At 70.4% G+C, this 26,134-nt stretch carries 24 protein-coding genes; 17 read left to right on the forward strand and 7 right to left on the reverse strand.

Annotated elements, in window-relative coordinates:
- Positions 1–141 precede the first annotated feature (141 nt).
- The 3 genes from ASE16_RS16670 to ASE16_RS16680 all read left to right on the forward strand — a co-directional run bounded on the left by ASE16_RS16670 (position 142) and on the right by ASE16_RS16680 (position 2,796).
- Positions 142–1,329, forward strand: coding sequence for a sensor histidine kinase (locus ASE16_RS16670; protein WP_055897673.1), 1,188 nt, complete (start codon positions 142–144; stop codon positions 1,327–1,329).
- Positions 1,326–1,946, forward strand: coding sequence for a response regulator (locus tag ASE16_RS16675; protein ID WP_055897675.1), 621 nt, complete (start codon positions 1,326–1,328; stop codon positions 1,944–1,946). The genes ASE16_RS16670 and ASE16_RS16675 overlap by 4 nt, the downstream gene beginning before the upstream one ends.
- A 118-nt stretch (positions 1,947–2,064) precedes the next feature.
- Positions 2,065–2,796 carry a flavodoxin family protein gene (locus tag ASE16_RS16680; RefSeq protein WP_055897678.1) on the forward strand — a complete coding sequence of 244 codons (732 nt, stop codon included), beginning with the start codon at positions 2,065–2,067 and terminating at the stop codon, positions 2,794–2,796.
- A gap of 28 nt (positions 2,797–2,824) precedes the next feature.
- On the opposite strand, the gene ASE16_RS16685 is transcribed toward ASE16_RS16680, so the two are convergent.
- Entirely contained in the window at positions 2,825–3,520 is a 696-nt protein-coding gene (locus ASE16_RS16685; protein WP_055897681.1) for an NAD(P)-dependent oxidoreductase, read from the reverse strand.
- 54 nt (positions 3,521–3,574) lie between these two features.
- Here ASE16_RS16685 and ASE16_RS16690 point away from each other — a divergent pair, with 54 nt between their 5' ends.
- The 6 genes from ASE16_RS16690 (at position 3,575) to ASE16_RS16715 (ending at position 10,317) form a co-directional block, all read left to right on the forward strand.
- Entirely contained in the window at positions 3,575–4,069 is a 495-nt protein-coding gene (locus ASE16_RS16690; RefSeq protein ID WP_055897685.1) for a MarR family transcriptional regulator, read from the forward strand.
- 82 nt (positions 4,070–4,151) lie between these two features.
- Positions 4,152–4,817 carry a GAP family protein gene (locus ASE16_RS16695; RefSeq protein WP_235500549.1) on the forward strand — a complete coding sequence of 222 codons (666 nt, stop codon included), beginning with the start codon at positions 4,152–4,154 and terminating at the stop codon, positions 4,815–4,817.
- A gap of 239 nt (positions 4,818–5,056) precedes the next feature.
- Complete coding sequence (locus tag ASE16_RS16700) at positions 5,057–5,875, forward strand: dienelactone hydrolase family protein (RefSeq protein WP_055897691.1); 819 nt, start codon at positions 5,057–5,059, stop codon at positions 5,873–5,875.
- A gap of 95 nt (positions 5,876–5,970) precedes the next feature.
- Positions 5,971–8,148: an RNA polymerase recycling motor ATPase HelR gene (gene helR / locus ASE16_RS16705; RefSeq protein WP_055898925.1), complete on the forward strand. Its 2,178-nt coding sequence runs from the start codon at positions 5,971–5,973 to the stop codon at positions 8,146–8,148.
- A 104-nt stretch (positions 8,149–8,252) separates the two neighbouring features.
- Positions 8,253–9,014, forward strand: a complete 762-nt coding sequence (locus ASE16_RS16710; protein WP_055897694.1) for an SDR family NAD(P)-dependent oxidoreductase — start codon at positions 8,253–8,255, stop codon at positions 9,012–9,014.
- 217 nt (positions 9,015–9,231) lie between these two features.
- The gene (locus ASE16_RS16715; protein WP_082581533.1) at positions 9,232–10,317 is read left to right on the forward strand and encodes an NAD(P)H-dependent flavin oxidoreductase; all 1,086 of its coding nucleotides are present in this window, start codon (positions 9,232–9,234) and stop codon (positions 10,315–10,317) included.
- Positions 10,318–10,356: 39 nt separating this feature from the next.
- On the opposite strand, the gene ASE16_RS16720 is transcribed toward ASE16_RS16715, so the two are convergent.
- The 3 genes from ASE16_RS16720 to ASE16_RS16730 form a co-directional block, all read right to left on the reverse strand.
- Complete coding sequence (locus ASE16_RS16720) at positions 10,357–10,590, reverse strand: hypothetical protein (protein ID WP_235500550.1); 234 nt, start codon at positions 10,588–10,590, stop codon at positions 10,357–10,359.
- Positions 10,591–10,687: 97 nt separating this feature from the next.
- Positions 10,688–11,860, reverse strand: coding sequence for an inorganic phosphate transporter (locus ASE16_RS16725; RefSeq protein ID WP_055897697.1), 1,173 nt, complete (start codon positions 11,858–11,860; stop codon positions 10,688–10,690).
- A gap of 144 nt (positions 11,861–12,004) precedes the next feature.
- Positions 12,005–12,220 carry a hypothetical protein gene (locus tag ASE16_RS16730; protein WP_055897700.1) on the reverse strand — a complete coding sequence of 72 codons (216 nt, stop codon included), beginning with the start codon at positions 12,218–12,220 and terminating at the stop codon, positions 12,005–12,007.
- 144 nt (positions 12,221–12,364) lie between these two features.
- On the opposite strand from ASE16_RS16730, the gene ASE16_RS16735 reads away from it, so the two are divergent.
- The 3 genes from ASE16_RS16735 to ASE16_RS16745 all read left to right on the forward strand — a co-directional run bounded on the left by ASE16_RS16735 (position 12,365) and on the right by ASE16_RS16745 (position 18,479).
- Complete coding sequence (locus ASE16_RS16735) at positions 12,365–13,006, forward strand: hypothetical protein (protein WP_055897703.1); 642 nt, start codon at positions 12,365–12,367, stop codon at positions 13,004–13,006.
- Positions 13,007–13,077: 71 nt separating this feature from the next.
- Positions 13,078–17,133, forward strand: coding sequence for a Pls/PosA family non-ribosomal peptide synthetase (locus ASE16_RS16740; RefSeq protein WP_055897705.1), 4,056 nt, complete (start codon positions 13,078–13,080; stop codon positions 17,131–17,133).
- The gene (locus tag ASE16_RS16745) at positions 17,130–18,479 is read left to right on the forward strand and encodes a M1 family metallopeptidase (protein ID WP_055897708.1); all 1,350 of its coding nucleotides are present in this window, start codon (positions 17,130–17,132) and stop codon (positions 18,477–18,479) included. Before ASE16_RS16740 ends, ASE16_RS16745 begins: the two co-directional genes overlap by 4 nt.
- Here ASE16_RS16745 and ASE16_RS16750 read toward each other — a convergent pair.
- A complete protein-coding gene (locus tag ASE16_RS16750) occupies positions 18,457–18,990 on the reverse strand; it encodes a 4'-phosphopantetheinyl transferase family protein (RefSeq protein WP_055897710.1) in 534 nt (177 codons plus the stop codon). The two genes, ASE16_RS16745 and ASE16_RS16750, sit on opposite strands and share 23 nt — an antisense overlap.
- Before the next feature lie 60 nt (positions 18,991–19,050).
- Here ASE16_RS16750 and ASE16_RS16755 point away from each other — a divergent pair, with 60 nt between their 5' ends.
- On the forward strand, positions 19,051–19,263 hold the full coding sequence (locus ASE16_RS16755; protein WP_055897713.1) for a three-helix bundle dimerization domain-containing protein: 213 nt from the start codon (positions 19,051–19,053) through the stop codon (positions 19,261–19,263).
- A gap of 90 nt (positions 19,264–19,353) precedes the next feature.
- Positions 19,354–20,208 (forward strand): alpha/beta hydrolase, encoded by an 855-nt coding sequence (locus ASE16_RS16760; RefSeq protein WP_055897716.1) that lies wholly within the window; start codon positions 19,354–19,356, stop codon positions 20,206–20,208.
- A 14-nt stretch (positions 20,209–20,222) separates the two neighbouring features.
- On the opposite strand, the gene ASE16_RS16765 is transcribed toward ASE16_RS16760, so the two are convergent.
- Positions 20,223–20,783, reverse strand: a complete 561-nt coding sequence (locus tag ASE16_RS16765; protein WP_055898933.1) for a TetR/AcrR family transcriptional regulator — start codon at positions 20,781–20,783, stop codon at positions 20,223–20,225.
- A gap of 108 nt (positions 20,784–20,891) precedes the next feature.
- Between ASE16_RS16765 and ASE16_RS16770 the strand changes: the two genes are divergently transcribed.
- Positions 20,892–21,788, forward strand: a complete 897-nt coding sequence (locus ASE16_RS16770) for an SDR family oxidoreductase (protein ID WP_055897719.1) — start codon at positions 20,892–20,894, stop codon at positions 21,786–21,788.
- A gap of 185 nt (positions 21,789–21,973) precedes the next feature.
- Positions 21,974–23,749 (forward strand): cellulase N-terminal Ig-like domain-containing protein, encoded by a 1,776-nt coding sequence (locus tag ASE16_RS16775; RefSeq protein WP_055897722.1) that lies wholly within the window; start codon positions 21,974–21,976, stop codon positions 23,747–23,749.
- On the opposite strand, the gene ASE16_RS16780 is transcribed toward ASE16_RS16775, so the two are convergent.
- Positions 23,750–25,183, reverse strand: coding sequence for an APC family permease (locus tag ASE16_RS16780; protein ID WP_055897725.1), 1,434 nt, complete (start codon positions 25,181–25,183; stop codon positions 23,750–23,752).
- 150 nt (positions 25,184–25,333) lie between these two features.
- On the opposite strand from ASE16_RS16780, the gene ASE16_RS16785 reads away from it, so the two are divergent.
- Complete coding sequence (locus tag ASE16_RS16785) at positions 25,334–26,119, forward strand: GntR family transcriptional regulator (RefSeq protein WP_055897728.1); 786 nt, start codon at positions 25,334–25,336, stop codon at positions 26,117–26,119.
- The last annotated feature ends 15 nt before the right edge of the window (positions 26,120–26,134 follow it).

Raw genomic sequence — 26,134 nt, forward strand, 5'->3', positions numbered from 1 at the left:
TCCGGCCGGGAGGAGGAACATCCCGGCACGTCTTCCAGCCTCCTTTCCTCGTCGTCTCCGGTCATCGCCAGCCCTGTGGATGCTGCGCTCGAACTTTCGATGGATGCCCCCGCTTCGCCGAGTGCATACGCTGGGAGCGTCATGCCGCACAACACGCTCACTCCCGTCTTTGTCGGGCTGCGCACGGGCCTCCACCTGCTCGTGGTCGGCCTGCTGACGCTGGTGCTGGCCAGGGTGTTCGTGGTCGGCGGCCCCTCGCTCGCGCCGTCGCTCGCGCTCACCGCGGCGTTCGCCGTCGTGTACGCGCTGGTCGCGCTGATGCGGTTCGTGCCGGAGCGGAGCAGAAGGATCGCGGCCGCGTGCTGGATCGCCGGGCTCTCGGTGATCTGGATCGGGCTGATCGTGCTCGTCCCCGAGGCGGCGTACCTCGTCTTCCCGATGTTCTTCCTCTACCTGCACGTCCTCCCCGGCCTGCTCGGTCCGACGGCTGTCGTCGCGGCGACCGTCGTGGCGATCGTCGCTCTCGGGATGCACAGCGGCTTCACCATCGGCGGCGTGATCGGCCCCGTCGTCGGCGCGGCCGTCGCACTGCTGATCGGCCTCGGCTACCGGGCGCTCGCCCGCGAGGCCGCCGAACGGGAGGCGCTGCTTGCCGAGCTGGTCGCCACCAGGGACCGGCTGGCAGCGAGCGAACGGGAGCAGGGGATGCTCGCGGAGCGTTCCCGGCTGGCCCGCGAGATCCACGACACGGTCGCGCAGGGCCTGTCGAGCATCCAGTTGCTGCTGCACGCGGCGGAGCGCGCCGACGGGGACCGGCCGGGCGCCGAGCATGTGCGGCTCGCGCGGGAGACCGCGGCGGAAGCGCTCGCAGACACCCGCCGCTTCATCAGGGAGCTCGCATCCCCGCTGCTCGACGACGGCCTCGCGCAGGCGCTCACCCGCCTCGCCGAGCAGCAGACGGCCGCGGACGGCGCGCTGCGCGTCGAGGTGCAGGCGTCGCAGACGGGCCACCTGCCGATGACCGTGCAGACCGCGCTCCTGCGGATCGCGCAGGGCGCCTTGGCGAACGTGCGTCAGCACGCGCACGCGACGCACGCCAGGATCGTGCTCGACGCGACGGACACCGAGGTCACGCTCACCGTGTCCGACGACGGCGACGGGTTCAGCTTCGAACCGGAACTGGTCGGCGCTCGCGCCGCTGGCTCCGACTCGTTCGGGCTGCGGGCCATCGCGGAGCGGGTCGAACAGCTCGGCGGCGACCTCAGCGTCGACACTGCTCCGGGCGACGGCACGACCCTGACGGTCACGATCCGATTGGATGCGTCGTGATCCGGGTCGTGATCGCGGACGACCATCCCGTCGTCCGCGCGGGTATCAGGGCGCTACTGGACGGCGAGGACGACATCCAGGTGATCGGCGAGGCGGGAACGCCCGACGAGGCCGTCGCACTGGCGGAGTCCACAGCTCCGGAACTCGTGCTGATGGACCTGCAGTTCGCGGAGGGCGAGAGCGGCGCGGACGCGACCAGGCGCATCAGGGCTCTGGATGCGGCGCCATACGTGCTGGTGCTCACCAACTACGACACCGACGGCGACATCCTCGGCGCGGTGGAGGCTGGGGCGAGCGGCTACCTCCTCAAAGACGCGCCGCCCGGCGATCTGATCGCCGCCATCCGCAGCGCGGCCGCCGGAGAGAGCGCGCTCGCCCCCGCCATCGCTGGCCGCCTGATGGAACGCCTGCGCTCGCCGAGGGTGAGCCTGTCTGCCCGCGAGATCGAGGTGCTGCAGCTCGTCGCGGACGGCGCTTCGAACGCCGAGATCGCTCGCCGCCTCTTCGTGACGGACGCCACGGTCAAGTCGCACCTGGTGCACGTCTTCTCGAAGCTCGGGGTCGCATCCCGAACGGCGGCGGTGTCGACGGCCCGCTCGCTCGGGGTGCTGCGCTAGGGAGGGTGCTGCGCTAGGCAGGGGTGCTGCGCTCGGCAGGGGTGCTGCGCTCGGCAGGGGTGCTGCGCTCGGGAAGCAGAGCTAGCCACACCCGCGCATCGCGTCTACCGTCCGGCGCATGGATGCGATCCCCACCGACTTCTCCGCCCTCAGTGCGCTGTTCATCAACACCACGCTCACCCGTTCGCCAGGGGTCAGCCATACGCAGCGGCTGATCGACGTCAGCGCGGGCATCATGGCGAAGCAGGGGGTGAAGGTCGATCAGTTCCGCGCGGTCGACTATCCCATCGCGTCCGGCGTGTACCCGGACATGCGCGAGTACGGCTGGGAGGAGGACGCCTGGCCCGACCTGTTCCCGCGCGTGCAGGCCGCCGACATCCTCGTGATCGCCGGGCCGATCTGGCTCGGGGACAACAGCAGCGAGACCAAGAAGATCATCGAGCGGCTCTACGCCCACTCGGGCGAGCTGAACGACCGCGGGCAGGCCGGCTTCTACGGCAGGGCAGGTGGATGCATCATTACCGGCAACGAGGACGGCATCAAGCACTGCGCATCCAATGTCCTCTACAGCCTGCAGCACATCGGGTACAGCATCCCGCCAGAGGCGGACGCGGGATGGATCGGCGAGGTCGGCCCTGGCCCCAGCTACGGCGACGAGCTCGACGACGGAACGCGCGCCGGGTTCGAGAACGACTTCACCAACCGCAAGATCACGTTCGCCACCTGGAACCTGATTCACCTGGCTGCCATGCTCACGGCGGCGGGCGGGTTCCCTGCTCACGGCAACCAGCCGGAGGAGTGGGCGGCGGGGACGCGGTTCGACTTCGAGAACCCCGAGTACCGGGGGTAGGCGAAGCCGGTCGCGGAACCCGGCCGCGTCACTTCTTCCCCAGAGCCTCCTTGACGATGAGTTCGCGCACGGTCGGTGCCCCTGCCGAGGTCGAAACTGCGACGATCTTCCTGGCGTAATCGTCCTCTGTCGCCTGCCGGAGCAGCACGTTCGCCAGATCGGCGCGGGAGGTGAACGCCCCTGGCGTGTAGCGCTCTGCGTAGTCGTACTCGCTCACGCCCGGCGCATCGAACAGTCCGGACGGGCGCACGATGGTCCAGTCGACCTCGCTCGCCGAGACGATGGCCTCCATCCGGCGCATGTCGGCGTAGAGCTGCTTGCCGAACACGTTGACGATCACCGGCTGCAGCACCCGCTCGAAGAAGAAGCCGCCGTGCGGCCCTGCTGCGGGGTCGAGGGCGCTGGAGCTCACGCAGGCGAAGCGCCGGACGCCCGTGGCGCGCATCCCGGCGAGGATGTTGGTCGCGCCGTCGGAGTACACGGTGATCGGCTGCCGGCCGTATGGGACGCCGAGGGCGGACAGGACCGCGTCGGCGCCCGCGATCACGGAGGCGACCGCGGCGGCATCGTGCACGTCGGCCTCTGCAACGGTGAGAGCCGGATGCTCCAGCGGGAATCGCGCCGGGTCGCGGGTGACAGCGGTCACGGTGTGCCCCTCCGCCAGAGCCTGCTCGACGAGAAGGCGACCGGTCGGGCCGTTGGCCCCGAAAACGACGATACGCATACGGACTCCGCTACTCTTGGGTTAGAAAACCATATAATACGGAAACGATACCATATGACTTCAGGACCATCCTCGGTGCCCGATCGGCGACTCCAGCGCCGCGCGGCCGCAGCAGTGAAGCAGTCCCTCAGAGACCTCAGGGTGCAGCTCTCGACGCTCAACCACCAAGTGGGCGTCGCCGCCGAACTGCGCGACACCGACCTCGACTGCCTCGACCTCATCTCGAACGACGGCCCCCTCAGCCCGAGCGCCCTGGCCCGGCTGGCCGGGCTGCACCCCGCGACCCTCACCGGCATCCTCGACCGCCTCGAGAAGGGTGGCTGGATCGCCCGCGACCGTGATCCGGCCGACCGCCGCTCTGTGCTGCTGCGCGCACTTCCCGACCGCAGCAGAGACATGTTCCGGCTCTATGCGGGCATGAACGCCAGGATGGACGACCTCTGCGCCGGCTACGACACAGAACAGCTCGAGCTGATCGGCGACTTCCTCCAGCGGGCGACCCGTGCGGGGCGCGACGCCGCGGAGCGGTTCGGCGACGAGAGCGCCTGACGAGCGCACGTGATCGCAGGCGCCATCGCGCGGTCGGCATCCCCGGTGGATGCTTCCGCCCGCTCCTGCCATGATCGTGACCATGACCCAGGTGCTCGGCGACCTCATCCCGTATGCCGTCGCTGTCGCGACCAGTCCGCTCCCGCTGATCGTCGTGCTCCTGCTGTTCCGCTCCCCGCACGCGCGCGCTGCGTCTGTCGCGTTCCTGGTCAGCCGCTTCCTGGTGGTGGCGGTGGTCGCCGGCGTCGTCGCGTTCGCGGCAGAGTTCCTTCCGGAGTTCGACGACTCCTCGTTGCCGCTCGCCGTGCTGCGCATCCTGGTCGGGCTTGCGCTGATGGTCTGGGCAGTCGTCAAGGTGCTGAAACGCCCGAAGCGCGGTGACGATGTGGACATGCCCGGCTGGATGGCCTCGATCGAGAACTCCACCATCCCCTCCGCCGCCCGGCTCGGCCTGCTGCTGTCGGCGGCGAATGTCAAAGAGCTCGCGTTCGGTTTCGGTGCAGGGCTCACCATCGCGAGCGCCGACCTCGCCGTGGGCCCCACGATCCTGATCGCCGTGCTTTACGCGCTCGTCGCCTGCCTGGCGCTCCTCGTCGTGATCGTGGCGTTCCTCGTCGCGGAGCAGCGGGTCCGCGGGCCGCTCGACAGCGCGCGCGGCTGGCTGGTCCGCAACAACTCGGTGCTGATCGCCGGGGTGCTGCTCATCATCGGCGCCATCCTCGTGGGCGAGGGCGTCAGCAGCCTGTGACGCTCGGGGGCAACGTGGATGCGCGGGATACCGACCCGGATGCCCGACCCGGATGCTCGACCCGGATGCTCGACATGGGCCTGCGGTGCCTGCTATGGTCCCTGAGTCCGTGACACGCACTGAGGAGGTGAGACCCATGAACGCAGTTTCCATGTGGTGCTCCCCCTCCATTTCACGGTAGGGCGGCCGACGCAGGCGTCGCCGGGAGCACCGAACACGGCTCCCGAAAGGCAACGCCCATGAAATTCAGCTCTGAAACCCTCGCCCCAACGTCCGGCTCCGTCGTGGAGCGCACCTTCGCACTGGATGCGGCGTCCGGTGATGGTCCCGTCCCCGGCGTCCTCTGGACCCCGGCCGACGCATCCATAGCAGGCACATCCACGTCCGCCCCGGCGCCCCTCGTGCTGATGGGGCACGGCGGCGGCCTGCACAAGAAGGCGGACGGCCTCGTGGCGCGCGCCGTCCACCTGGTCGAGACCTACGGCTTCCGTGTCGCGAGTCTCGACGCGCCGGGTCACGGCGACAGGACGCGCTCGCCGGAAGACGAGCGCTGGGTCGCCGCGATGTTCCGGGCGCGCGCGGACGGCGACTCCATCGCGCCCATCGTCGCCGAGTTCAACGCCTCGCTCGTCGAGCGCGCCGTGCCCGAGTGGCAGGCAGCATTGGATGCCCTGCAGACGCTCCCCGAGATCGGCGCGCACGGGCCGGTCGGGTTCGGCGGGCTGACGCTCGCCTCCGCGATCGGCATCGCACTGGCGTCCGTCGACCCCAGGATCACCGCAGCCGTCTTCGGCGGTGTCCTCGTCTATCCGGCTCTCACGGAGGCGGCGAAGCGGGTCACCATCCCGCTGCACTTCATCCTGCCGTGGGGCGATGCGGAGATCGACCGCGCATCCGGCCTCGCGCTGTTCGATGCGTTCGGCTCGGCGGACAAGTCGCTGCACACGACGCAGGGCGGCCACCACGAGGTGCCCTGGTACGAGGTGGAGGAGACAGAGCGCTTCTACGCCAGGCAGTTCGCGGCGCAGCAATCCGCGGGGCAGCAAGCCGCCCGTTAACGAACGAAACGGAGGGAAAACTCCCTCCGCCACTTCTAATATATAGCACACCAGGGGGCTTGCCACAAGCCCCCTGGTCGGGCGGAGAATCGTCCATCGTGACTCTCCTCTCCTCTGCCTTCGCCCTTCCGGAGCGTCTCGCAGCCAAGCGCGACGCCCACCTGATCGCCCGCGACGACGAGCAGTTCGCCGCCATCGCCGTGAGCCTCGCCGAGCAGATCGCCGAACTGGAACGCCGCCTGACGGACGAGCGACTCGCCCCGGTCGGCGATGGGCAGGCCGCCCTCGATCGCGACATCGAGATCCACAGGCTCACCGCGCGGCTGCGGGCACTGCGCCGCTTCACCCTCGACCTCTGCCTCGGCAGGATCGTCCAGGACGACGGGTCGGAGCCGGTGTACATCGGGCGCCTGAGCCTGTCGGACAGGGATGGGCGCAGGCTGCTCATCGACTGGCGCGCCCCGGCGGCCGAGCCGTTCTTCGCGGCGACGCACGCGCATCCGCAGGGCCTCGCCAGTCGTCGTCGCTACCGGTGGACCCGCGGCAGGGTCAGCGACTACTGGGACGAGGTCTTCACCGAGGACGGTCTGCAGAACGACGCGGCGCTCGACGACCAGTCGGCGTTCATCGCCAGCCTCGGCAGCAGCAGGTCGCCGAGGATGCGCGACGTGCTCAGCACCATCCAGTCCGATCAGGATGCGATCATCCGGGCAGGCTCGCGTGGCGCCCTGGTTGTCGACGGCGGACCTGGCACGGGCAAGACCGTCGTCGCCCTGCACAGGGCGGCCTACCTGCTGTACGCCGACCCGCGCATCTCCCGCGGCGACGACGGCGTGCTGTTCGTCGGACCGAGCCAGGGCTACCTCGCCTACGTCGACGACGTCCTCCCGAGCCTCGGCGAGGAGAGCGTGCAGAGCTGCACCATCCGCGACCTGGTGGTGGAGGGCGCCGCGGCCGTGGCGGAGAGCGATCCGCGGGTGGCGGCGCTCAAGTCGTCCGGCGCGCTGGTGGATGCGGTGGAGGCGGCGGTCCGGTACCACGAGACGCCCCCATCCACTGGTCTGACGGTGGAGACGCCGTGGGCCGACCTCCTGCTGAGCCCGGCCGAGTGGGCGGAGGCGTTCGACGCTGCCGACCCAGGCACGCCGCACAACGAGGCGCGCGACCAGGTGTGGGAGGCGCTGCTCGACATCCTCACCGACGGGTTCGACGACGAGGAGGTGCCCCCGCACCAGGTGCGCAGGGCGCTGCTGCAGAACGAGGAGCTGACCAGGACGTTCGCGAAGGCGTGGCCGGTGCTCGACCCGGTGGGCGTGGTCGGCGACCTGTGGTCGGTGCCCGCCTACCTCCGGGTGTGCGCGCCGTGGCTGACCCAGGAGCAGGCCGCGCTGCTGCACCGGGTGGATGCGCGGGCCTGGACGCTCTCCGACCTCCCGTTCCTCGATGCCGCCCGCCAGCGCATCGGCGACCCTGAGGCGTCCCGGCGTGCCAGGAGGCGGGCGGCGACCATCGCGGCGGAGAAGGAGCAGCTGGCGAAAGTCATCGACGACCTCATCGCCTCCGACGACTCCGAAATGCTTGTGATGTCGATGCTGCGCAGACCGGACGCGCAGAACAGCCTCATCGACGAGGCCGCTCTGCCCAGTGCGGACCCCGACCTGCTGGCCGGTCCGTTCGCGCACGTCATCGTGGACGAGGCGCAGGAGCTGTCCGACGCGGAGTGGCACATGCTGCTGCGCCGCTGCCCGTCCCGCAGCCTCACGATCGTCGGCGACCGCGCGCAGGCCAGGCACGGCTTCACCGAGACCTGGCAGGAACGCCTCGACAGGATCGGCCTGCCGCACGCCGAACTCGCTTCCCTCACGATCAACTACCGCACCCCGGAAGAGGTGATGACGGAAGCGGAGCCTGTCATCCGCGCCGTGCTGCCCGACGCGAACGTACCCACCTCCATCCGAAGCAGCGGTGTTCCGGTGACCTACGGTCAGGTGGTCGACCTGCAGCCGATCCTGGATGCGTGGCTCGCCGAGCACGAGGAAGGCGAGGGCATCGCGTGCGTGATCGGGGCGGCGGCAGCGCCCAGGGACGGCGCCGGACTGTTCACACCGTCGCCGCGCATCCGGTACCTGACGCCGGAACTGTCGAAGGGCCTCGAGTTCGACCTCGTGGTACTGCTCGACCCCGAGCGGTTCGGCGACGGGATCGAGGGCGCGGTGGACCGGTACGTGGCGATGACGCGGGCGACGCAGCGGCTGGTGGTGCTGGGGGTGTGATGGGTGGCACGCGATCCGGGTGATCGCGTGAGGCCGCCACCGCCCGCCCGCCGAGGTGGTTGACTTTCGAGGACGGCAATCGCGGTCTGGTCGGAGGAAACACAATGAACACAGTGCTGGAGGGCCGTCGGGTCCTGGTGACGGGTGCCGCGCGGGGGCTCGGGCGGGCGATCGCGGTCGCCTGCGCGCAGGCCGGGGCGGATGTGGCGCTGGGGGTGCGCGACGAGAATGCGGTGGGCGAGCTGGTGGCCGAGATCGAAGGCTTCGGCAGGCGGGCGCTTCCCGTGCGGATGGATGTGACCGATCTCGCGCAGAGCTATGCGGCCGTCGACAGGGCCATCGAGGAGTTCGGCGGGCTCGACATCCTGGTCAACAACGCGGGAGGCGGCGTGCCGGATCGTCCGATCGAGGCGTACACGGTCGACGTGTTCGACGCGCTGATCGACCTCAACGTCAAGTCGACGTTCTTCCTCAGCCAGTATGTCGGCGCGCACCTGATCGCGAACGGCGGAGGCTCGATCGTGAACATCGGCTCGCAGGCCGGCGCCGTGGCGCTGCCGGGGGAGGCGGTCTACTGCCTGAGCAAGGCGGCCGTGTCTCAGCTCACCAAGAGTTTCGCAGTGGAGTGGGGTGTGCACGGCGTGCGTGTGAACTGCGTCGCCCCGACCTTCGTGCGCACCGACGGCACCGAGGAGATGCTGGCCGACCCCGCGTTCGAGGCGGACGTGATCGACCGGATCGCCGCCCTGCACCGCATCGGCGAGCCGCGAGAGGTCGCGGACGCTGTGGTGTTCCTCGCATCGGAGGGGGCGTCGCTGATCTCGGGGCAGACGCTGCTCGTGGACGGGGGCTGGACAGCGCGCTGACGCGACCGCCGACTCAGGCCGTGCCGCGCTGTCCTTCCCGTGCCCTGACGAGATACCAGTAACTGCTGCCATACCGTGATTCGTGGTGCAGCTACTGGCATCTCGTTTGTGCGGGGCGCGCGAGTTGGGGAGAAGCGTGTGGACACGGCCGTGCGTCTCGCATCCACGGCACGGTGGACGATGATGGAGGTACGAGTCGAAAGCGGGAGGAGCGTCGATGAACGCAGGACCGACGAGCGGGGAGCGCGGGTCGCTCAGCGGGATGCTCGGGATCGACGTCCCGGTGTTCCTCGGGCCGTTCGGCGGACTCTCCTCGGTGGAGCTGACGGCGACGGTGAGCGAGCTCGGCGGCCTCGGCGGCTATGGCCTCTACGGGTACGACGCCGCGCGCATCCAGCAGACGGCGGCCGAACTCCGGGCGAAGACCGCGCGGCCGTTCGCGCTGAATCTGTGGCTGCCCCTCGAGGAGCCCGGCGAGGCGGCAGACGCTGCGGACGCCGCCTTCGACCAGGCAGTGGATGCCCTCCGCCCGATCTTCGACGAGCTCGGCCTTGCTGTGCCGGCCCGCCCTGACCGTTACCTACCGTCGTTCGACGAGCAGGTGGAGGCGGCGCTCGCCGCATCCCCTGCCGCCCTCAGTTTCGTGTTCGGCGTGCCGCCCGCGGAGGTGGTCGAGGCCGCGCACCAGCGCGGGATCGCCGTAGTCGGCACCGCGACCACCGTCGATGAGGCCGTCGCCCTCGCCGAGGGCGGGGTGGATGCTGTCGTGGCGACCGGGATGGAGGCGGCAGGCCACCGAGTGTCGTTCCTGCGCCAGGCGGAGGAGTCGCTGGTCGGGTCGTTCGCGCTGATCCCGCAGGTGGTGGATGCGGTGGACGTGCCGGTGATCGCGGCCGGCGGCATCGCGGACAGGCGGGGAGTCGCGGCGGCCTTCGCACTGGGGGCGAGCGGGGTGCAGGTGGGCACGGCCTTCCTGGGGACGCGTCAGTCGGCGGCGACGGACGCGCACCGTAGAGCCATCGGCGAGACTCCCGCCGATCGCACCGTGCTGACGCGGGCGATGAGCGGCCGGCTGGCGCGGGGTGCGCTCAACAGGGCCGTCCGGCAGATCGAAGACGCGGGGAGGATCGCGCCGTTCCCCGTGCAGAACTGGCTGACAGGGCGCTTCCGTGCCGAAGCAGGCAGCCGCGGCATCGGGGAGCTGCAATCGCTGTGGCTCGGGCAGGCCGCGAGTCTCGCCCGGTTCGCCGACGCCGCCGACGTGTTCGCTGAGCTGGTGGCCGGCGTCCCGGCCCGCGAGTGACCGCTGCCGACCGAGCCGACCCGCGCCGAGCGCTCCCGGTCAGTGGAACTGGGGCACGATCAGCCACAGGCCGTAGAGCACGGCCGCGACACCGACCGCGAAGCACAGCACAGCACCGACCGTGGCGACGGCCGGTCTCGGGCGCGCGACGGACGCCGAGGAGAGCGGTGGGGCATCCCGTCGCCCGCGCTCGTCCGACCCGTCCGCCGGTGAGCCGACCGCGAGCAGGCGCAGACCGACCGAGTAGAAGACCACGATGACCGTCGTGGCCACGAGTGCGACGAGGAAGACGACGACGAACGAGCCCCAGTCGACCCCGAGGAACTGGCCGGCCCCGGGGAGGCGGCGGTGCGTGCAAGCGTGAACATGGTCATCCCTCCTTCGACGCGACCGTGGTCGACACGGTGCGTCGGTCGTCGTCCTGATCCGTCGCCGGTTCCTCGTTCACGTTCTCCCTGGTGACCGGGTGCCGACGTGCGAGCACGAAGAGACCGGCCCCGCAGGCCGTCGCCACGACGGCGACCGCGATGAGGCCGACGATGCTGGTCGATGCCGCCCAGGCGGCCAGGCCGCCGACCAGCGCGGCGGCGGGAAGCGTGACGACCCAGGCGGTTGCGATCCGTCCAACCACCCCCCAGTGCACCGAGGCGAGCTTCTTTCCGAGGCCACTCCCGACGACGGCACCGGAGGTCACCTGGGTCGTCGACAGGGCGAACCCGAGGTGCGATGACACGAGGATGGTCGCTGCCGAGCTGGTCTCCGCCGCGAAGCCCTGAGGCGCCTTCACGTCGGTGATGCGCTTGCCGACGGTGCGCATGATGCGCCAGCCGCCGAGGTAGGTGCCGAGGGCGATCGCGAGCCCGCATGATGCGATCACCCAGAACTGCGGGGGAGTGTCCGCGCCCTGGTACCCGGCAGCGATGAGGGTGAGCGTGATGACCCCCATCGTCTTCTGCGCGTCGTTCGTGCCGTGGGCGAGCGACACGAGCGACGCCGAGATGGTCTGACCGTGCCGGAATCCGGCCTCCGCGCCGCGGGTGCGGGCGTTCTGGGTGATCCGGTAGGCGCAGACGGTGGCGACGAGCGCGACCGCCCCGGCGACGACCGGCGACAGAAACGCCGGCACCACCACCTTGGTCAGGACGGCGCTGAAGTTGACGGCGTCGAATCCCGACCCGATGATCGCGGCACCGATGAGGCCGCCGAGGAGTGCGTGCGTCGAACTCGACGGGAGCCCCAGATACCAGGTGGCGAGGTTCCAGAGCACGGCGCCGACCAGGCCGGCGAAGATCATCGTCGGCGTGATGTCCACGCCGGAGCTGCCCTCGTTGATGATGCCGCTGGAGATGGTCTGGGCGACCTCGGTGGAGAGGAACGCGCCCACCAGGTTGAGGACCGCCGAGATGAGGACGGCGACCCTCGGTCTCAGCGCACCGGTGGCGACGGATGTGGCCATCGCGTTCGCTGTGTCGTGGAAGCCGTTCGTGAAGTCGAAGATCAGCGCGACGACGATGACGACGATGACGGTCAGGAGCATGTCCATGATGTCGGTCCTCTCGGGGCGGAGGTGGGCGCGACTGCACCCACGCTCCTGAGTACGCCGATCCGCACCGGTCAGGGTGAACGACGGATGAACCCTGGGCGGAGAGCGCGTTGACGGACGTTCCGCGCTGCGCAGGTCAGCGGGTCAGACGAGGCGCTCGCGGGACTGCGTCGCCCAGAGGGTGCGGAGCGCGTCGGCGAGGCTGGGGAAGGTACCGAGCTGGCGGTCCGCCCAATCCCAGAGCAGGAAGCCGGCGGCGGTGCGCCACACCTGACCGGCGACGAGCAGGGTCTCGCGGAGCTGGATGTCCCAGCGTCCTTCTCCGGCGTCGACGATGTCGAATGCCTCTGTGTACGTCATGGTCCACCTCCTGGTCCGTTGGCCGCACGCTACGCGCCGAGTGTGACGCGCAGGCAAAGAGTGGGCGACATTTCATCTCCGAATCGCGCGGCCGCTGTGCAAAACTGACCCTGCCGAGCAGGAAATCCGCCAAGGAGGCCCGCAATGCCGAAACAGTCCAAGCTCCAGAAGACCGCGACCGACGCTCTCAAGAAAGCAGAGGAGGCGCTCGCCGACGCGAAACGCGCGGCCAAGAAGGTCGACAAGAAGGCCCGCAAGAAGGTCGACGAGCTCGCGAACGAGTTCGAGCGCCTGCGGAAGTCCGCAGGAAAACCGGCGCAGAAGGGCACGGGCAAGAAGGCGACGGCGAAAGAGCCCGCTGGCAAAAAGGCCGCGGCGAAGACGCCGTCCAGCAAGAAGGCCGCTGTGAAGGCGCCCGCGGTGAGCAAGCCCGGTGCGGTGAGCAAGCCCGTGTCGGCGAGCAAGCCCGTGTCGGCGAGCAAGCCCGTGTCGAAGGCCGCCCCCGCGAAGGCCGCCCCCGCGAAGGCCGCTCGCAAGGCCGCCGCCCCCGCGAGCGCTCCCGTAAAGCAGCCCGTCGCAAAGCAGCCCGCCGCACGGAAGCCCGCCGCCAAGCGCACCACCGCGCCGGCTCCCGCATCCACCACCGTCACGCCCGTCCCGGCGGCCGAGGTGCTCTCCGAACTGACCGTCGTCGAGCTGAGACGACGGGCGCGCAGCCGCAGCATCGTGGGGTACTCCTCGATGACGAAGGTCCGCCTGGTGGAGGCGCTGTCGGGGGTGAGCTGATCGTCGTTCACCTCCCGGCTACTCCGGGCGGCTAGTTTCTGGTCTCCTCACCTTTCCGGATGGAGTGACACGTGACCGAAGCTCGCACGGGCATCCTGGCGCGTGGCGCGTTCGCTGCCGAGCCCCGCACGCTGCTGGATGTCCTGCGCGCGACAGCGGCCGCGCATCCGGATGCGTCAGCGCTGGAGGACGGGCGCGGAGCACTCAGCTATCGCGAGCTGATGGCGGCTGTGGTGCGGGTGGCCGCCCGGCTGACCCTGGCCGGAGTGCGTCGCGGCGACCGGGTGGGCATCCGGCTGGCGTCGGGGACGCGCGAGCTCTACATCTCGATCCTGGCCGTGATCGCGGCGGGAGCGGCGTACGTCCCCGTGGATGCGGACGATCCGGAGGAGCGCGCCGAGCTGGTCTTCGGCGAGGCGGCCGTGCGCGGCATCATCACCGGAGACGCGGAATACGTCCCCGCCGACCCGAACGACGCCAACGACGTAGCCGACGCGCAGACGGACGACGACGCGGACGCACCTGCCCACCTCTTCGAGGGAGCCCCCGCGCATCCCAGCACCGCCACCACCCCCATCATCTCCGCCCCGACGCCCGCCGACGACGCCTGGATCATCTTCACCTCCGGCTCCACGGGGACGCCGAAGGGCGTCGCCGTCAGCCACCGGTCCGCCGCCGCCTTCGTGGATGCGGAGGCCGGGCTGTTCCTGCAGGACGAGCCGATCGGCCCTGGCGACCGGGTGCTCGCCGGACTGTCCGTCGCGTTCGACGCCTCCTGCGAGGAGATGTGGCTGGCCTGGCGGCATGGCGCCTGCCTGGTGCCGGCGCCGCGGTCGCTGGTGCGCAGCGGCATGGACCTGGGGCCGTGGCTGACGACGCGCGGCATCACGATCGTCTCGACCGTCCCGACGCTCGCCGCCCTCTGGCCGGCCGAGTCCCTGGAGAACGTGCGGCTGCTGATCTTCGGCGGGGAGGCGTGCCCGCCGGAACTCGTGGACAGGCTCGCGGTCGACGGGCGCGAGGTGTGGAACACCTACGGGCCGACAGAGGCCACCGTCGTCGCGTGCGGATCGCTGCTGCGTCCGGGGGAGCCGGTGCGGATCGGCCTGCCCCTGGACGGCTGGGATCTGGCCGTGGTGGATGCGGACGGGCAGCCGGTCGGCGACGGGGAGGTCGGCGAACTCATCATCGGCGGCGTCGGCCTCGCCCGCTATCTCGACCCCGCGAAGGACGCGGAGAAGTACGCGCCGTTCCCGACGCTCGGCTGGGAGCGGGCGTACCGCAGCGGCGATCTCGTCCGATTCGACAGGGCAGGGCTGCTGTTCCAGGGTCGCGCCGACGACCAGGTGAAGGTCGGCGGCAGGCGGATCGAGCTGGGCGAGATCGAATCGGCCCTGCAGCAGCTGCCAGGCGTCTCCGCTGCTGCCGTCGCCGTGCGGACGACCGAGGCGGGCAATCAGGTCCTGGTCGGCTACCTCTCTGCCGTCGATCCCACGGCGTTCGACAGGGCCGCGGCGATCGCACGGTTGCGCGAGGAGCTGCCCGCCGCCCTGGTGCCGCTGCTCGCGTTGCTCGGCGAGCTGCCGACGCGCACCTCTGGCAAGGTGGACAAGGCCGCCCTGCCGTGGCCGCTGCCGTCGAACCTCGGGGCGGCCGATGGCGCCGGCGGTGCGCGCGGCTCGGGCGGCGCACCCGGTTCCCCCGGCGCATCAGGCGACTCCGCCGGCTCCGCCGCCGATCCCGCCGTGGTCGCGCTCGCCGTCGACTGGCAGGCCGTCCTCGGCCTCCCGGTCTCCGGCGAGGACGACAACTTCTTCGACCTGGGCGGTGGCTCGCTCGCGGCCGCCCAGCTGGTCACGCGCATCCGGCAGCGCGACCCGGAGTTCACGGTCGCGGACATCTACGCGCATCCCCGGCTCGGCGCGATGGCCGCGGAGCTCGCTTCCCGCGCCTCCGGAGCGCACGAGGCGACCGCATCCACCCATGCTGTCCCGCCCACCCCGGCCAGGATGCAGTGGCTGCAGACCGTGCTCGGCGTCCCGCTGTTCGTGCTCAGCGGCGTGCGCTGGCTGCTCTACGCGCTCACCGCGGCCGCCATCCTGCGCGGCTTCGACGGGTTCGGGTTCCTCCCGGCGACGCCGCTCTGGTTCCTCATCGTCGGGCTGCTCGTCTTCGCGACCCCGTTCGGCCGCATGGCCATCTCGGTGGTCTGCGCCAGGCTGCTGCTCACCGGTGTGCGCGCTGGAGACTACCCGCGCGGCGGCGGCGTGCACCTTCGACTGTGGCTGGCCGAGCAGGTCGCGCACCAGGTGGGAGCGGTCAGCCTAGCCGGAGCGCCCTGGATCTCGTACTACGCCCGCGCGCTCGGCGCACGCATCGGCCCGAACGTCGACCTGCACGCCCTCCCTCCCGTCACCGGGATGCTCCGCATCGGCGAGGGTGCGGCGATCGAACCGGAGGTGGACCTCTCCGGCTACTGGATCGACGGCGACCTGCTGCGCATCGGCGCGGTGCGGATCGGAGCGAACAGCACGGTCGGTGCGCGGAGCACGCTGCTGCCCGGCACGCGCATCGGCAAGAACGCGCAGATCGACCCTGGTTCGTCGGTCTTCGGCCGCGTGCGCTCCGGTGAACGCTGGGCTGGTTCGCCCGCGGTGCGCGTCGGAGCGAGCGAGCCGTGGTGGGAGGCGGAGCGCCCCCCGCTTCGCAAGCGCTGGCTGGTCGCATACGCGGTCGGCGGCGTGGTGGTCGCTCTGCTGCCGATCGTGGCGTTCGCGGTAGGAGGCGTGATTGTGGCGTTCGGGATGGCGGGGTCTGCATCCATCGGGGAGGCCGCGCTGCGCGCCGCTGCCGCCCTCGTGCCTTCTGCGCTGGTGGCTGGCGTGGTGCTCGCCGGACTCATCCTGGCGATCGTGCGGCTGCTCGGCCTGGTGCTGAAGGAGGGCGTCCACCCCGTCCGCAGCGCGGTCGGCTGGGCGGTCTGGGCCACTGAGCGCGTGCTCGACCTCGCCCGCACGCTGCTGTTCCCGCTCTATGCCTCGCTGTTCACGCCCGTCTGGCTCCGGATGCTCGGGGCCGAGATCGGGCGGGACGTCGAAGCATCCACGGTGCTGCTGATCCCGGCGATGACGCGGGTGAGAGACGGCGCGTTCCTCGCCGATGACACCCTGGTCGCGTCGTACGAGCTGGGCGGCGGCCGGGTGAGGGTCGCCCGCTCGGACATCGGGGCGCGAGCGTTCCTCGGCAACTCCGGCATGGCCGCCGCGGGCCACCGCGTGCCGAAGGACGGCCTGGTGGCCGTGCTGTCCGCGGCGCCGCGCAAGTCCAAGCCAGGGTCGTCCTGGCTCGGCTCCCCGCCGGTGCGGCTGCGGCGCACCGCCGCGAGCGGCGACGTGAACCGCACGTACAGCCCGTCTCCGTGGCTGCGCGTCGCGCGCACGCTGTGGGAGCTGTGCCGCATCGTCCCCGTGTTCGTCACCTGCGCCATCGGGCTCGGCGTTCTGTTCACGCTGACAGCGCTCGCCGAAGCGTGGGGCGTGTGGGCGGCCGTGCTGCTGAGCGGTGTCGTGATGCTGGCGTTCGGAGCCGTGGCCGCCGCGGTCAGCACGGCCGCCAAGTGGATGCTCGTGCAGCGCATCCGGGTGGCCGAGCATCCCCTGTGGTCGTCGTTCGTGTGGCGCAGCGAGGTGTCGGATGCGTTCGTCGAGATGGTCGCTGCACCGTGGTTCGCGCAGGCGGCGTCCGGCACGCCCGCGCTGGTCTGGTGGCTGCGCAGCCTCGGCGCGCGGATCGGGCGCGGGGTGTGGTGCGAGAGCTACTGGCTGCCGGAGGCCGACCTGGTGCGGCTGGGCGACGCATCCACTGTGAATCGGGGCTGCGTGGTGCAAACGCACCTGTTCCATGATCGAATCATGAGCATGGACACGGTGACCTTGGAGACCGGCGGCACCCTCGGGCCGCACAGCGTCATCCTCCCAGCGGCCAGGATCGGAGCGCACGCGACGGTCGGGCCCGCGTCGCTCGTGATGCGCGGGGAGCTCGTGCCGGATCGCAGCCGCTGGAGCGGCAACCCGATCGGCCCGTGGCGCGAGGTCAAGGTCGCCGACTACCACGCCACCGTGTCATGACGTCCGCGACAGCGGGCTCGCGCGGCGTCGGCGACGACTACCTGCCGCACTCCGGCAACGGCGGATACGGCGTCGACCTCTACGATCTCGACCTGCGATACCGCGTGGCGACCAACCGGCTGGATGCACGCGCCGTCATCACCGCGACGGCGAGCCAGGAGCTGACATCGTTCAGCCTCGACCTAGTGCGCCTGAAGGCGGGCAAGGTCACCGTCGACGGCGGCCGTCGCACCAGGTTCAGGCAGGCGGCGTCGAAGCTGGTCGTCACCCCGGAGCGGCCGATCGCGGCCGGGCAGACGTTCACGGTGGACGTCGAGTACGCCGGAACTCCCGCGCCGCGGCGCAGCCCGTGGGGCCTCGTCGGCTGGGAGGAGCTGACGGACGGCGTGATCGTGGCCGCCCAGCCGTCGGGAGCGCCGACTTGGTTCCCCTGCAACGACCACCCGTCCGACAGGGCGCGGTACCGCATCCGGGTGTCGGCGGAGCAGACGTACGCCGTCGTCGCGACGGGCGAGCTGGTCGAGCGCACGGTGTCGTCCGGCCGCGCGACCTGGACGTACGCCTGCGACGTTCCCACGGCCACCTACCTCGCCACGGTGCAGGTGGGGCGGTATCAGCTGGTCGAGCGAGAGACGGCCGCCGCGACGGTCGGCTTCGCGTACCCGGCCGAGCTGGAGCAGCGCGTCGCGGCGGACTTCGCGCCGCTGCCGGAGATGCTGTCCTACTTCTCCGACGCGTTCGGGCCGTACCCATTCGACGCGTACACGGTGGTGGTCACCGCCGACGACCTCGAGATCCCGCTGGAAGCGCAGGCCGCGGCGATCTTCGGCGCCAACCATGCGGACGGAGCGGGAGGCTCGGAGCGACTCATCGCGCACGAGCTCGCGCACCAGTGGTTCGGCAACAGCGTCGGGCTGGCGGCGTGGAAGCACATCTGGCTCAACGAGGGGTTCGCCTGCTATGCGGAGTGGCTGTGGTCGGAGCGGGCGGGCAGGGAGCACGCAGACACCCTGGCCCGCCGGTTCCACGCCGGGCTGCTCCGGCTTCCGCAGAACATTGTGCTCAGCGACCCAGGAGCGGCCGGCATGTTCGACGACCGCGTGTACAAGCGCGGAGCGCTGACGCTCCACGCGCTGCGCCTCACGGTCGGCGACGAACGGTTCTTCGCACTGCTGCGCGGCTGGACGGAGCGCTACCGGTACGCCACGGTGACGACGGACGACTTCCGCGCCTTCGCCGCCGAGGCGACAGGGGCCGACCTGGATGCGTTCTTCGACGCCTGGCTGGACGGCGTCGCGCTCCCTGCCCTCCCGGCGACCGGCGTCACCGTTCGAGCGCGACGGTGACGAACAGGTCGTCGCCGAGGTGCGCATCCCGCACCAGGTAGCGGCGCGGATCGCCAGGCACGGCGGCGAGGAGCAGGTCGTCGGTCTGTTCGAACACGACGGTGGCAGGGTCGACACGCAGGCCGCGGCCGTCTGCCTTCAGCACGGCCTCGATGCGGGTCCACTGGCGCAGCTCGTCTGCGGTGTGCGGGGCGGGCGCGGAGTCGCCGGCGTCCGTCATCGCCGTGCTCTCCCCTGGCGTGCGCTGTTCCGCATCCACCCCCACCGAGCCGCCCACCAGCGCAGCCGCCACGGTGATGTCACCGCTGTGCGCGAGCGAGACGCGGACCTCCGTCGCTGCATCCGGAGCCATCACGACGGGGCGGCCGTGCTCCCCGCCGCAATCGGGGCAGCGCGCCACGATCCGCACGTCCTCGGGCGCGACGGCCGCCAGCTCTGCCACCAGGGTGCGCAGCATGGCGCGGCCGTCGACGGCGGCGCCGCGTCGGAGGAGCAGGTCGCCGGTGCGCACGCGCCCAGTGTGCCACGGGATTCACAGCTTTTGGTCACCTGCTCACGCCACGCTTCGAACATGCCCGAGAAGAAGACCGAACGCGCAGCGATCGACGACGTGATCACCCGGCTCAAGAAGAAGTACCCGGATGCGTCAGGCAAGCACATCGAGAAGCTGGTCGAGGAGAACTACGACTCCTTCAAGAACGCGCGTCTCAGGGACTACATCGCCGTGCTGGTCGAGCACGGGGCGAAGTCCACATTGCAGCAGGAGAAACGGAAGAAGAAGTAGTCGCCTCCGCTCTTCCCGTGACGGTGCGTCGGTCGCTACGCTCAGACCAGTCCGCGCCGCCGGGCGCCGACCCGAGAGCAGGGGTGTTTGATGAGCACTTTGACGCAATGGGAACAGGACGAAGTCGCGAAAGCGAACGAGAGCGGGAAGCGGCCGGTGGTGTTCGTCCACGGGCTGTGGCTGCTGTCGAGCAGTTGGGACAAGTGGAGGGCGCTGTTCGAGGCCCAGGGGTACTCGACGATCGCACCCGGCTGGCCGGACGACCCGGACAGCGTCGAGGAGGCGCGGCGCGACCCTGAGGTCTTCGCCAAGAAGATGGTCAAACAGGTCACAGAGCACTACCTCGAGGCGATCGACGCCCTCGAGCACGAGCCAGCGGTGATCGGCCACTCGTTCGGCGGTCTGATCGCTCAGAAGATCGCGGGCGAAGGTGTCGCAGCAGTGACGGTGTCCATCGACAACGCGCCGTTCCAGGGGGTGCTGCAGCTCCCGGCGTCATCGCTGAAGTCCGCTGCGCCCGTGCTCACCAACCCGACCAACATCGGCAAGGCGGTGTCGCTCACCTTCGAGCAGTTCCGCTACGGCTGGGCGAACCACGTGGACGAGGCCGAGGCGCACGAACTCTACGAGACCTATCACGTGCCCACCTCCGGGGTGCCGCTGTTCCAGGCGGCGACGGCCAACTTCAACCCGTTCGCGGAGACGAAGGTCGACTCGAAGAACCCCGAGCGCGGCCCGCTCCTGCTGATCTCGGGCGAGGGCGACAACACCGTGCCGACGGCGATCGTGGATGCGAGCTACAAGATCCAGTCGCGCAACGAGGGCGTCACGCGCCTGGCGACGGTCCCCAACCGTGGTCACTCGCTCACGATCGACAGCGGCTGGCGCGAGGTCGCAGACATCGCCCTGGAGTTCGTGCAGGAGTTCGCGCCCGTCGAGGCCTGATCGCCCTCTCGGGCTCAAGCGGTGAGGGATTTCAGGGAGGCGAGGGCGGCGCGGACGCTGTCGGCGATGCCGGGAGTGGCGAGGTCGGCGGCGATCCAGTGCTCGAAGCCGACCTTGAAAACGGTGACGGCCGTCTCCGCGGCGAGCGTTGCGGCCGGGTCGGCGACGCCGCGCGCCCGCAGCGCGTCGGCTGCCGCGGTGCCGAGCGTCGCCATCTTGAGCAGCTCGCGCTCCTGCAGGCTGGCGTTGGCGGCGATGACCTGTGCGCGCAGCTGCGCGTACGGGCGGCGCTCGTCCAGCATCGTCGCTGCGCGCGCGATGGCCTCCGCCGCGATGTCGACGGGCGAACCGTCGCTCGCGTCAGCGATGTTCTGCACGACAGCGTTCTGAAGCGCGTTCGACCCGTCGAACAGCGCCTCGCGCTTGTCGGCGAACTGGCGGAAGAACGTGCGCTCCGTCACCCCGGCGCGTTCGGCGATGTCCGCGACCGTCGTCCGGTCGTAGCCGCGCTCCGCGTACAGCTCGAGCGCGGCGACGGCGAGGCGCCCGCGCGCATCCGGTTCCCATCGTGCCACGGAGTCGAGTCTACTGATGACAGTCGCTGACATGAAGTGCTATCGTGTGATGACAGGCACTGACATCAATGGTCCTGCGCTGATCGCAGGACCGGAAGAAGGCATCTCATGCGCGTTTTCGTCACAGGAGCATCCGGTTGGATCGGCTCCGCTGTCGTCCCCGAACTCCTCGACGCCGGCCACCACGTCGTCGGCCTCGCCCGCTCGGACGCGTCGGCCGCCGCCATCGAGGCCGCGGGGGCCGATGTGCGCCGCGGCGGACTCGACGACCTCGACAGTCTGCGTTCCGGCGCCGCCGAGGCCGACGCGGTCGTCCACCTCGCGTTCAACCACGATTTCTCCGACTACCAGGGCGCCGGCCGCACGGAGCGCGCCGCCATCGAGACGCTCGCGGGCGAGCTCGAAGGCTCCGATCGGCCGTTCCTGTTCGCCTCCGGCGTCGCCCTGCTCGCGCCGGGCCGCCTGGCGACGGAACGCGACGTGTCGCCGTACGACGGTCCGGATGCGCCGCGCGGGGGTGCAGAGCCGCTCGCGCTGAGCTATGCAGAGCGCGGCGTCCGCCCGGTGAGCCTGCGTTTCGCCCCGACCGTGCACGGCGACGGCGATCACGGCTTCACGGCCGCGCTCGTCGACATCGCCCGGCGCACGGGCGTCGCCGGCTACATCGGCGACGGAGCGAACCGCTGGCCGGCGGTGCACCGCCTCGACGCCGCGCACCTGGTGCGTCTCGCGCTCGACGGCGCCCCGGCGGGCAGCGTGGTGCACGCGGTCGGAGAGGAGGGCGTGCCGGCCCGCGACATCGCCGCGGCCATCGGAGCGGGGCTGGACCTGCCCGTGGTCTCCGTCTCGCCGGAGGACGCACCGGAGCACTTCGGCTGGCTTGCCCGCTTCTTCGGCGTCGACGTCCCGGCGTCGAGCGCGATCACGCAGGAGCTGCTCGGCTGGACGCCGACGCATCCCGGCCTCCTCGACGACCTCGCGGCGGGGTACTACTTCCGCGCCTGACCGGCACGCGCGGCGCGCACGGCGCGCACGACTCGTGCCGACCGGCGCGGGTCGGCTCGTGCCGAACATGCGCTCGACGCGGTCGCGACCGCATGTTTTGCACGAGCCGTGCGGCAGCTTCCATGCTCGATGGTACGTTATTGGTACTGCGTGGTACAGCGCGTGTCTAGCGGCCGGGAGGCGTCATGGAAGCGGTCGGATCGAGCCCAGTCGTGCTCGTGAACCATCTCGGCTACGACAGCGCCGCGCCGAAGGCCGCGATCGTGGCGGCCCCTGCCGGTGCCGTGGTCGAGCGGCTGCGCATCGTCTCCGCTCAGGGCGACGAGCGGGCCACAGTGGATGCGTTCCCCACCGCATCCACGCCGGAGCAGGTCCCCGGCTGGCGATCCGCCGCATACGCCAGGTTCGACTTCTCCGAGCTCACGCAGCAGGGCAGCTACCGCGCCGTCGCGACGGTCGACGGCGTCGAGGTGCGCAGTGCGCCGTTCGTGGTGGCCGAGCACCGCATCCCGTCGCTGGTGGTCTCCGACGTCACCGCGTACTTCCGGTCGCAGCGGTCGAGCGGCGAGATCGACCGCAAAGACGCAGCGGCGCGCTTCTACGGCGACGACTCCGGCCGCACCGTCGACGCGCGCGGCGGCTGGCTGGATGCGTCCGGCGACTACAGCAAGTTCCTCAGCCACCTGACGTACACGCGCATGATGAGCCCGCAGCAGATCCCGCTGTGCGCGTGGGCGCTGCTGACCGCTGGGCGGGAGTTGCGCGAGGCGCACCAGGCCTTTGAGACCAGCCAGTACCCGCGCCTCCGCGACGAGGGCCTGTTCGGGGCCGACTTCCTCGTGCGGTTCCAGTCCGACGATGGCTATTTCTACACCGGCATCTTCGACGCGCTCACCAAGGACCTCGACGAGCGTGTGATCAACGCGCCCCTGCAAGATAGCGTCCGTACCCAGCGGTGGCAGGCGGCGTACCGCCACGGCGGAGGGCTCGCCATCGCCGCGCTCGCGCTGGCGTCGACCCAGGATGCGTCAGGCGACGTCGACGCCGACACCTATTTCGCCTCGGCCGTGCGCGGCTTCGAGCACCTCGAGGCGCACAACGCGGAGTACCTGTTCGACGGCCAGGAGTCGGCGCTCGACGACTACTGCGCCCTGCTCGCCGCGGCCGAGCTGGCGGACGCCGCCGCGGCGCGCGGCGCGGACGCCGGCGCGTTCCTGGACGCGGCCGCCCGTCGCGCCGACGCGTTGACCGCCCGCGTGCGCCGCGACGGAAGCGGCGCTGCCTACCTGGTGGGCGATGTGGATGGGCGCCCGTACTTCCACGCGGCGGAGTCCGGCCTGCCGGTGGTCGCCCTCCTCCGCTACGCCGACGTGATCGAACAGCGAGCAGGCGCCGCCGCCACGACAACGGCCACGGACGCGACCGCAGCCGCCGCCCGCGCCACCGCCATCGACCTCATCCGCGGCACCATCGCCCGAGTGGATGCGGTCCCCAACCCGTTCGGCTACCTGCGGCAGCGGGTCCAGCCGGTGGGCGGGGAACCTCGGGACGCCTTCTTCTTCCCGCACGAGAACGAGACCGGCTACTGGTGGCAGGGTGAGAACGCCGGGATCTCGTCCGTCGCGTATGCGGCGAGCCGAGCATCCATCGTCCCCGAGTGCGACGACGCCACCCGTGAGCGGCTGCGCCGCCTGGCCGCCGACCTCACATCGTGGGTCGGCGGCCTGAACCCGTTCGACTCGTGCATGATCCAGGGGCGAGGCCGCAACACCGTCGAATACTCCGGCGTCTACCAGAACAGTCCTGGCGGCATCGTCAACGGGATCACCGGCGGCTGGACGGACGAGGACGACATCGCGTTCCTCCCCGCCGACGCATCGGACGGCAACGAGTGGCGCTGGGCCGAGCAGTGGATCCCGCACTCGGCGTGGTTCCTGCTGGCCGTCTGCGCGCAGCGCTGACTACGGGGCCGGAGCGGGGGCTGCTGCGGGCGCCGATTCATCGAGCAGCGGCGCCGGGTCCTCTTCGGAGAAGTCCATCACCGGCGGCTTGCGGCGGAATCCGCCGGTGATGATCGCGAGGATCAGCACGCCCACCAGCACCCAGATGCCGCCGGCGATGAAGGTCGTGGTCGAGAGGCTGGTCCACAGCCAGACCGTGAGCACGAAGCCGATCGCCGGGGCGACGATGTATGCGAGCACAGCTCGCGTGCCGCGCTCCTTGCGGTCGATGACGTAGTGCTTGATCACCGCGAGGTTCACGAAGCTGAACGCGACGAGCGCGCCGAACGAGATCACGGACGCGGCGATGTCGAGCGGGAGGAACAGTGCTCCGCCGAGCCCGACGACGCCGACGACGATCACCGCGAGCCACGGCGTCTTGAAGCGGGCATGCACCACCCCGAACACGCGGCGGGGGAGCTGGCCGTCGCGTCCCATCGCGTACAGGATGCGGGCCACGCTCGCCTGGGACGTCATCGCCGAGGCGAAGCTGCCGGCGATGTATGCCGCCGTGAAGAAGGTGAACAGCGCCGTTCCTCCGATGCGGGTCATCACATCCAGTGGTGCGGAGTCGAGGTCGGTGAAGTTCTTGTAGTCGGGGAAGACCAGCCCGGCCACGTATGCGGTGACGATGAAGAGCAGGCCGCCGGCGAGCGTGCACAGCAGGATCGCCCTCGGGATGGACTTCCTGGCGTCCTTGGCCTCCTCGGACAGGGTGGACACCGCGTCGAAGCCGAGGAAGGCGAGGGCGAGGATGGCCGAGCCTGCCGCGATGGAGGAGAGCGGGGTGTCTGCGGAGAAGAACGGCGAGAGGAGGTCGGGGACCTGCGCTGCGCCGGTGAGGTAGGCGATGCCGGTGACGACGAACACCACGATGAAGACGATCTGCACGCCCACCAGGGCGAGGTTCGCTCCGGAGACCAGGTTGATCCCGATCACGTTCAGCACGGTCACGAGCACCACCGACGCCACGACGAAGGCCCACGCGGGCACGACGGGGAACGCCGCATTGAGGTAGATGCCGATCACCAGGTAGTTGAGCAGCGGGAGGGCGAGGTAGTCGAGCAGGAGCGTCCAGCCGGTGAGGAAGCCGAGGTGGCGACCGAACGACCGCTGCGTGTACGTGTACGCCGACCCGGCGACAGGGTACGCACGCACCATGTTGGCGTAGCTGTACGCGGTGAAGAGCATGGCGATCGTCGTCACGAGGTATGCGCCAGCGAGGTGGCCGCCCGTCGTGTCCGTGACGAGGCCGTACGTCGTGAAGACGGCGAGCGGCAGCATGTACGCGAGCCCGAACAACAGGAGGGCCGGTGTGCCGAGGGCGCGCTTGAGGCGAGGCGTGGATGCGGAACCGGCTGCTGCTGCGCCGGCTTGGCTGGAGGTGCGGGTCACGGGTGTTCCCTTCGTTGCGTTCACTCGTATCGATGTGGGAAAGCGTTTACCGAGAATGTACACCTTTGGTCTGCCATTGGTTAAGCAATTTCTGAAAGTCCACGAGTGGTATGAATGAGGCGTGCGTTGGGCCAGCGGAGGGTGTCGCCTGTGATCGATGAAGCCGAGGACACGGCGGCAGCAGTCGCCGTCATCCGTCCCGACTACCCTGAGCCGCTCTGGATCCAGGCCGTCAACCTGATCAACAGGGAGATCGCCGCGGGCATCCTCAAGCCGGGGATGCGCCTGCCGCCGGAGCGCGAGCTCTGCCAGCAGCTCAGCATCTCGCGCGTCACACTGCGGAAGGCGCTCACCAAGCTGGTCGAGGACGGCGTGCTCAGCGCATCCCACGGCCGCGGCTGGTACGTGGCGGAGACCGCGCGTGCTGCCGGCACGTCGGGGACCGAGTTCCCGAACAGTCTCGAATCGTTCACGGAGACGGCCGCCAGGATGGGGCTGTCCGCCGGTTCTCTCGTGCTGCGCGCGGAGACGCGGCCTGCCACGCTCGACCAGGCGGAGGAGCTGTCCATCGCGCCGGGAACGCCGCTGTTCCACCTGGAGCGCGTGCGCCTGCTCGACAATGTGCCGATCGCGCTCGACGTCACGCGCATCCCCGCGCAGATGGCGCCGTCCCTCACCGAGGCCGACTTCGCAGAGGACTCCCTCTACGAGAAGCTGGCGGAGGCGGGCATCGAACCGCTGCGGGCGGACGCGACGATCGAGGCGCGCGAGGCGGATGCGACCGTCGCGGAGCACCTGGATCTCGTGGAGGGCAAGCCGGTGCTGGTGATGCGTCAGGTCGCGGTCGACCGCTCGGAGCGTCCCCTGTTCGTGTCGACGATCACCTACGCGGGCGACCGATACCGCCTCCGGACGTTCTTCGCACGCTCCCGCTGAGCGGGGGCACGCGGC

Origin of the sequence: Leifsonia sp. Root227 (assembly GCF_001428745.1) — a bacterium.
GTDB lineage: Bacteria > Actinomycetota > Actinomycetes > Actinomycetales > Microbacteriaceae > Leifsonia.

Coding starts and splice junctions, on each gene's coding strand:
- ASE16_RS16670 (WP_055897673.1), top strand. CDS start 142: ATGCCGCACAACACGCTCACTCCCGTCTTTGTCGGGCTGCGCACGGGC.
- ASE16_RS16680 (WP_055897678.1), top strand. CDS start 2,065: ATGGATGCGATCCCCACCGACTTCTCCGCCCTCAGTGCGCTGTTCATC.
- ASE16_RS16685 (WP_055897681.1), bottom strand. CDS start 3,520: ATGCGTATCGTCGTTTTCGGGGCCAACGGCCCGACCGGTCGCCTTCTC.
- ASE16_RS16690 (WP_055897685.1), top strand. CDS start 3,575: ATGACTTCAGGACCATCCTCGGTGCCCGATCGGCGACTCCAGCGCCGC.
- ASE16_RS16695 (WP_235500549.1), top strand. CDS start 4,152: ATGACCCAGGTGCTCGGCGACCTCATCCCGTATGCCGTCGCTGTCGCG.
- ASE16_RS16700 (WP_055897691.1), top strand. CDS start 5,057: ATGAAATTCAGCTCTGAAACCCTCGCCCCAACGTCCGGCTCCGTCGTG.
- ASE16_RS16710 (WP_055897694.1), top strand. CDS start 8,253: ATGAACACAGTGCTGGAGGGCCGTCGGGTCCTGGTGACGGGTGCCGCG.
- ASE16_RS16715 (WP_082581533.1), top strand. CDS start 9,232: ATGAACGCAGGACCGACGAGCGGGGAGCGCGGGTCGCTCAGCGGGATG.
- ASE16_RS16725 (WP_055897697.1), bottom strand. CDS start 11,860: ATGGACATGCTCCTGACCGTCATCGTCGTCATCGTCGTCGCGCTGATC.
- ASE16_RS16730 (WP_055897700.1), bottom strand. CDS start 12,220: ATGACGTACACAGAGGCATTCGACATCGTCGACGCCGGAGAAGGACGC.
- ASE16_RS16735 (WP_055897703.1), top strand. CDS start 12,365: ATGCCGAAACAGTCCAAGCTCCAGAAGACCGCGACCGACGCTCTCAAG.
- ASE16_RS16745 (WP_055897708.1), top strand. CDS start 17,130: ATGACGTCCGCGACAGCGGGCTCGCGCGGCGTCGGCGACGACTACCTG.
- ASE16_RS16755 (WP_055897713.1), top strand. CDS start 19,051: ATGCCCGAGAAGAAGACCGAACGCGCAGCGATCGACGACGTGATCACC.
- ASE16_RS16760 (WP_055897716.1), top strand. CDS start 19,354: ATGAGCACTTTGACGCAATGGGAACAGGACGAAGTCGCGAAAGCGAAC.
- ASE16_RS16770 (WP_055897719.1), top strand. CDS start 20,892: ATGCGCGTTTTCGTCACAGGAGCATCCGGTTGGATCGGCTCCGCTGTC.
- ASE16_RS16775 (WP_055897722.1), top strand. CDS start 21,974: ATGGAAGCGGTCGGATCGAGCCCAGTCGTGCTCGTGAACCATCTCGGC.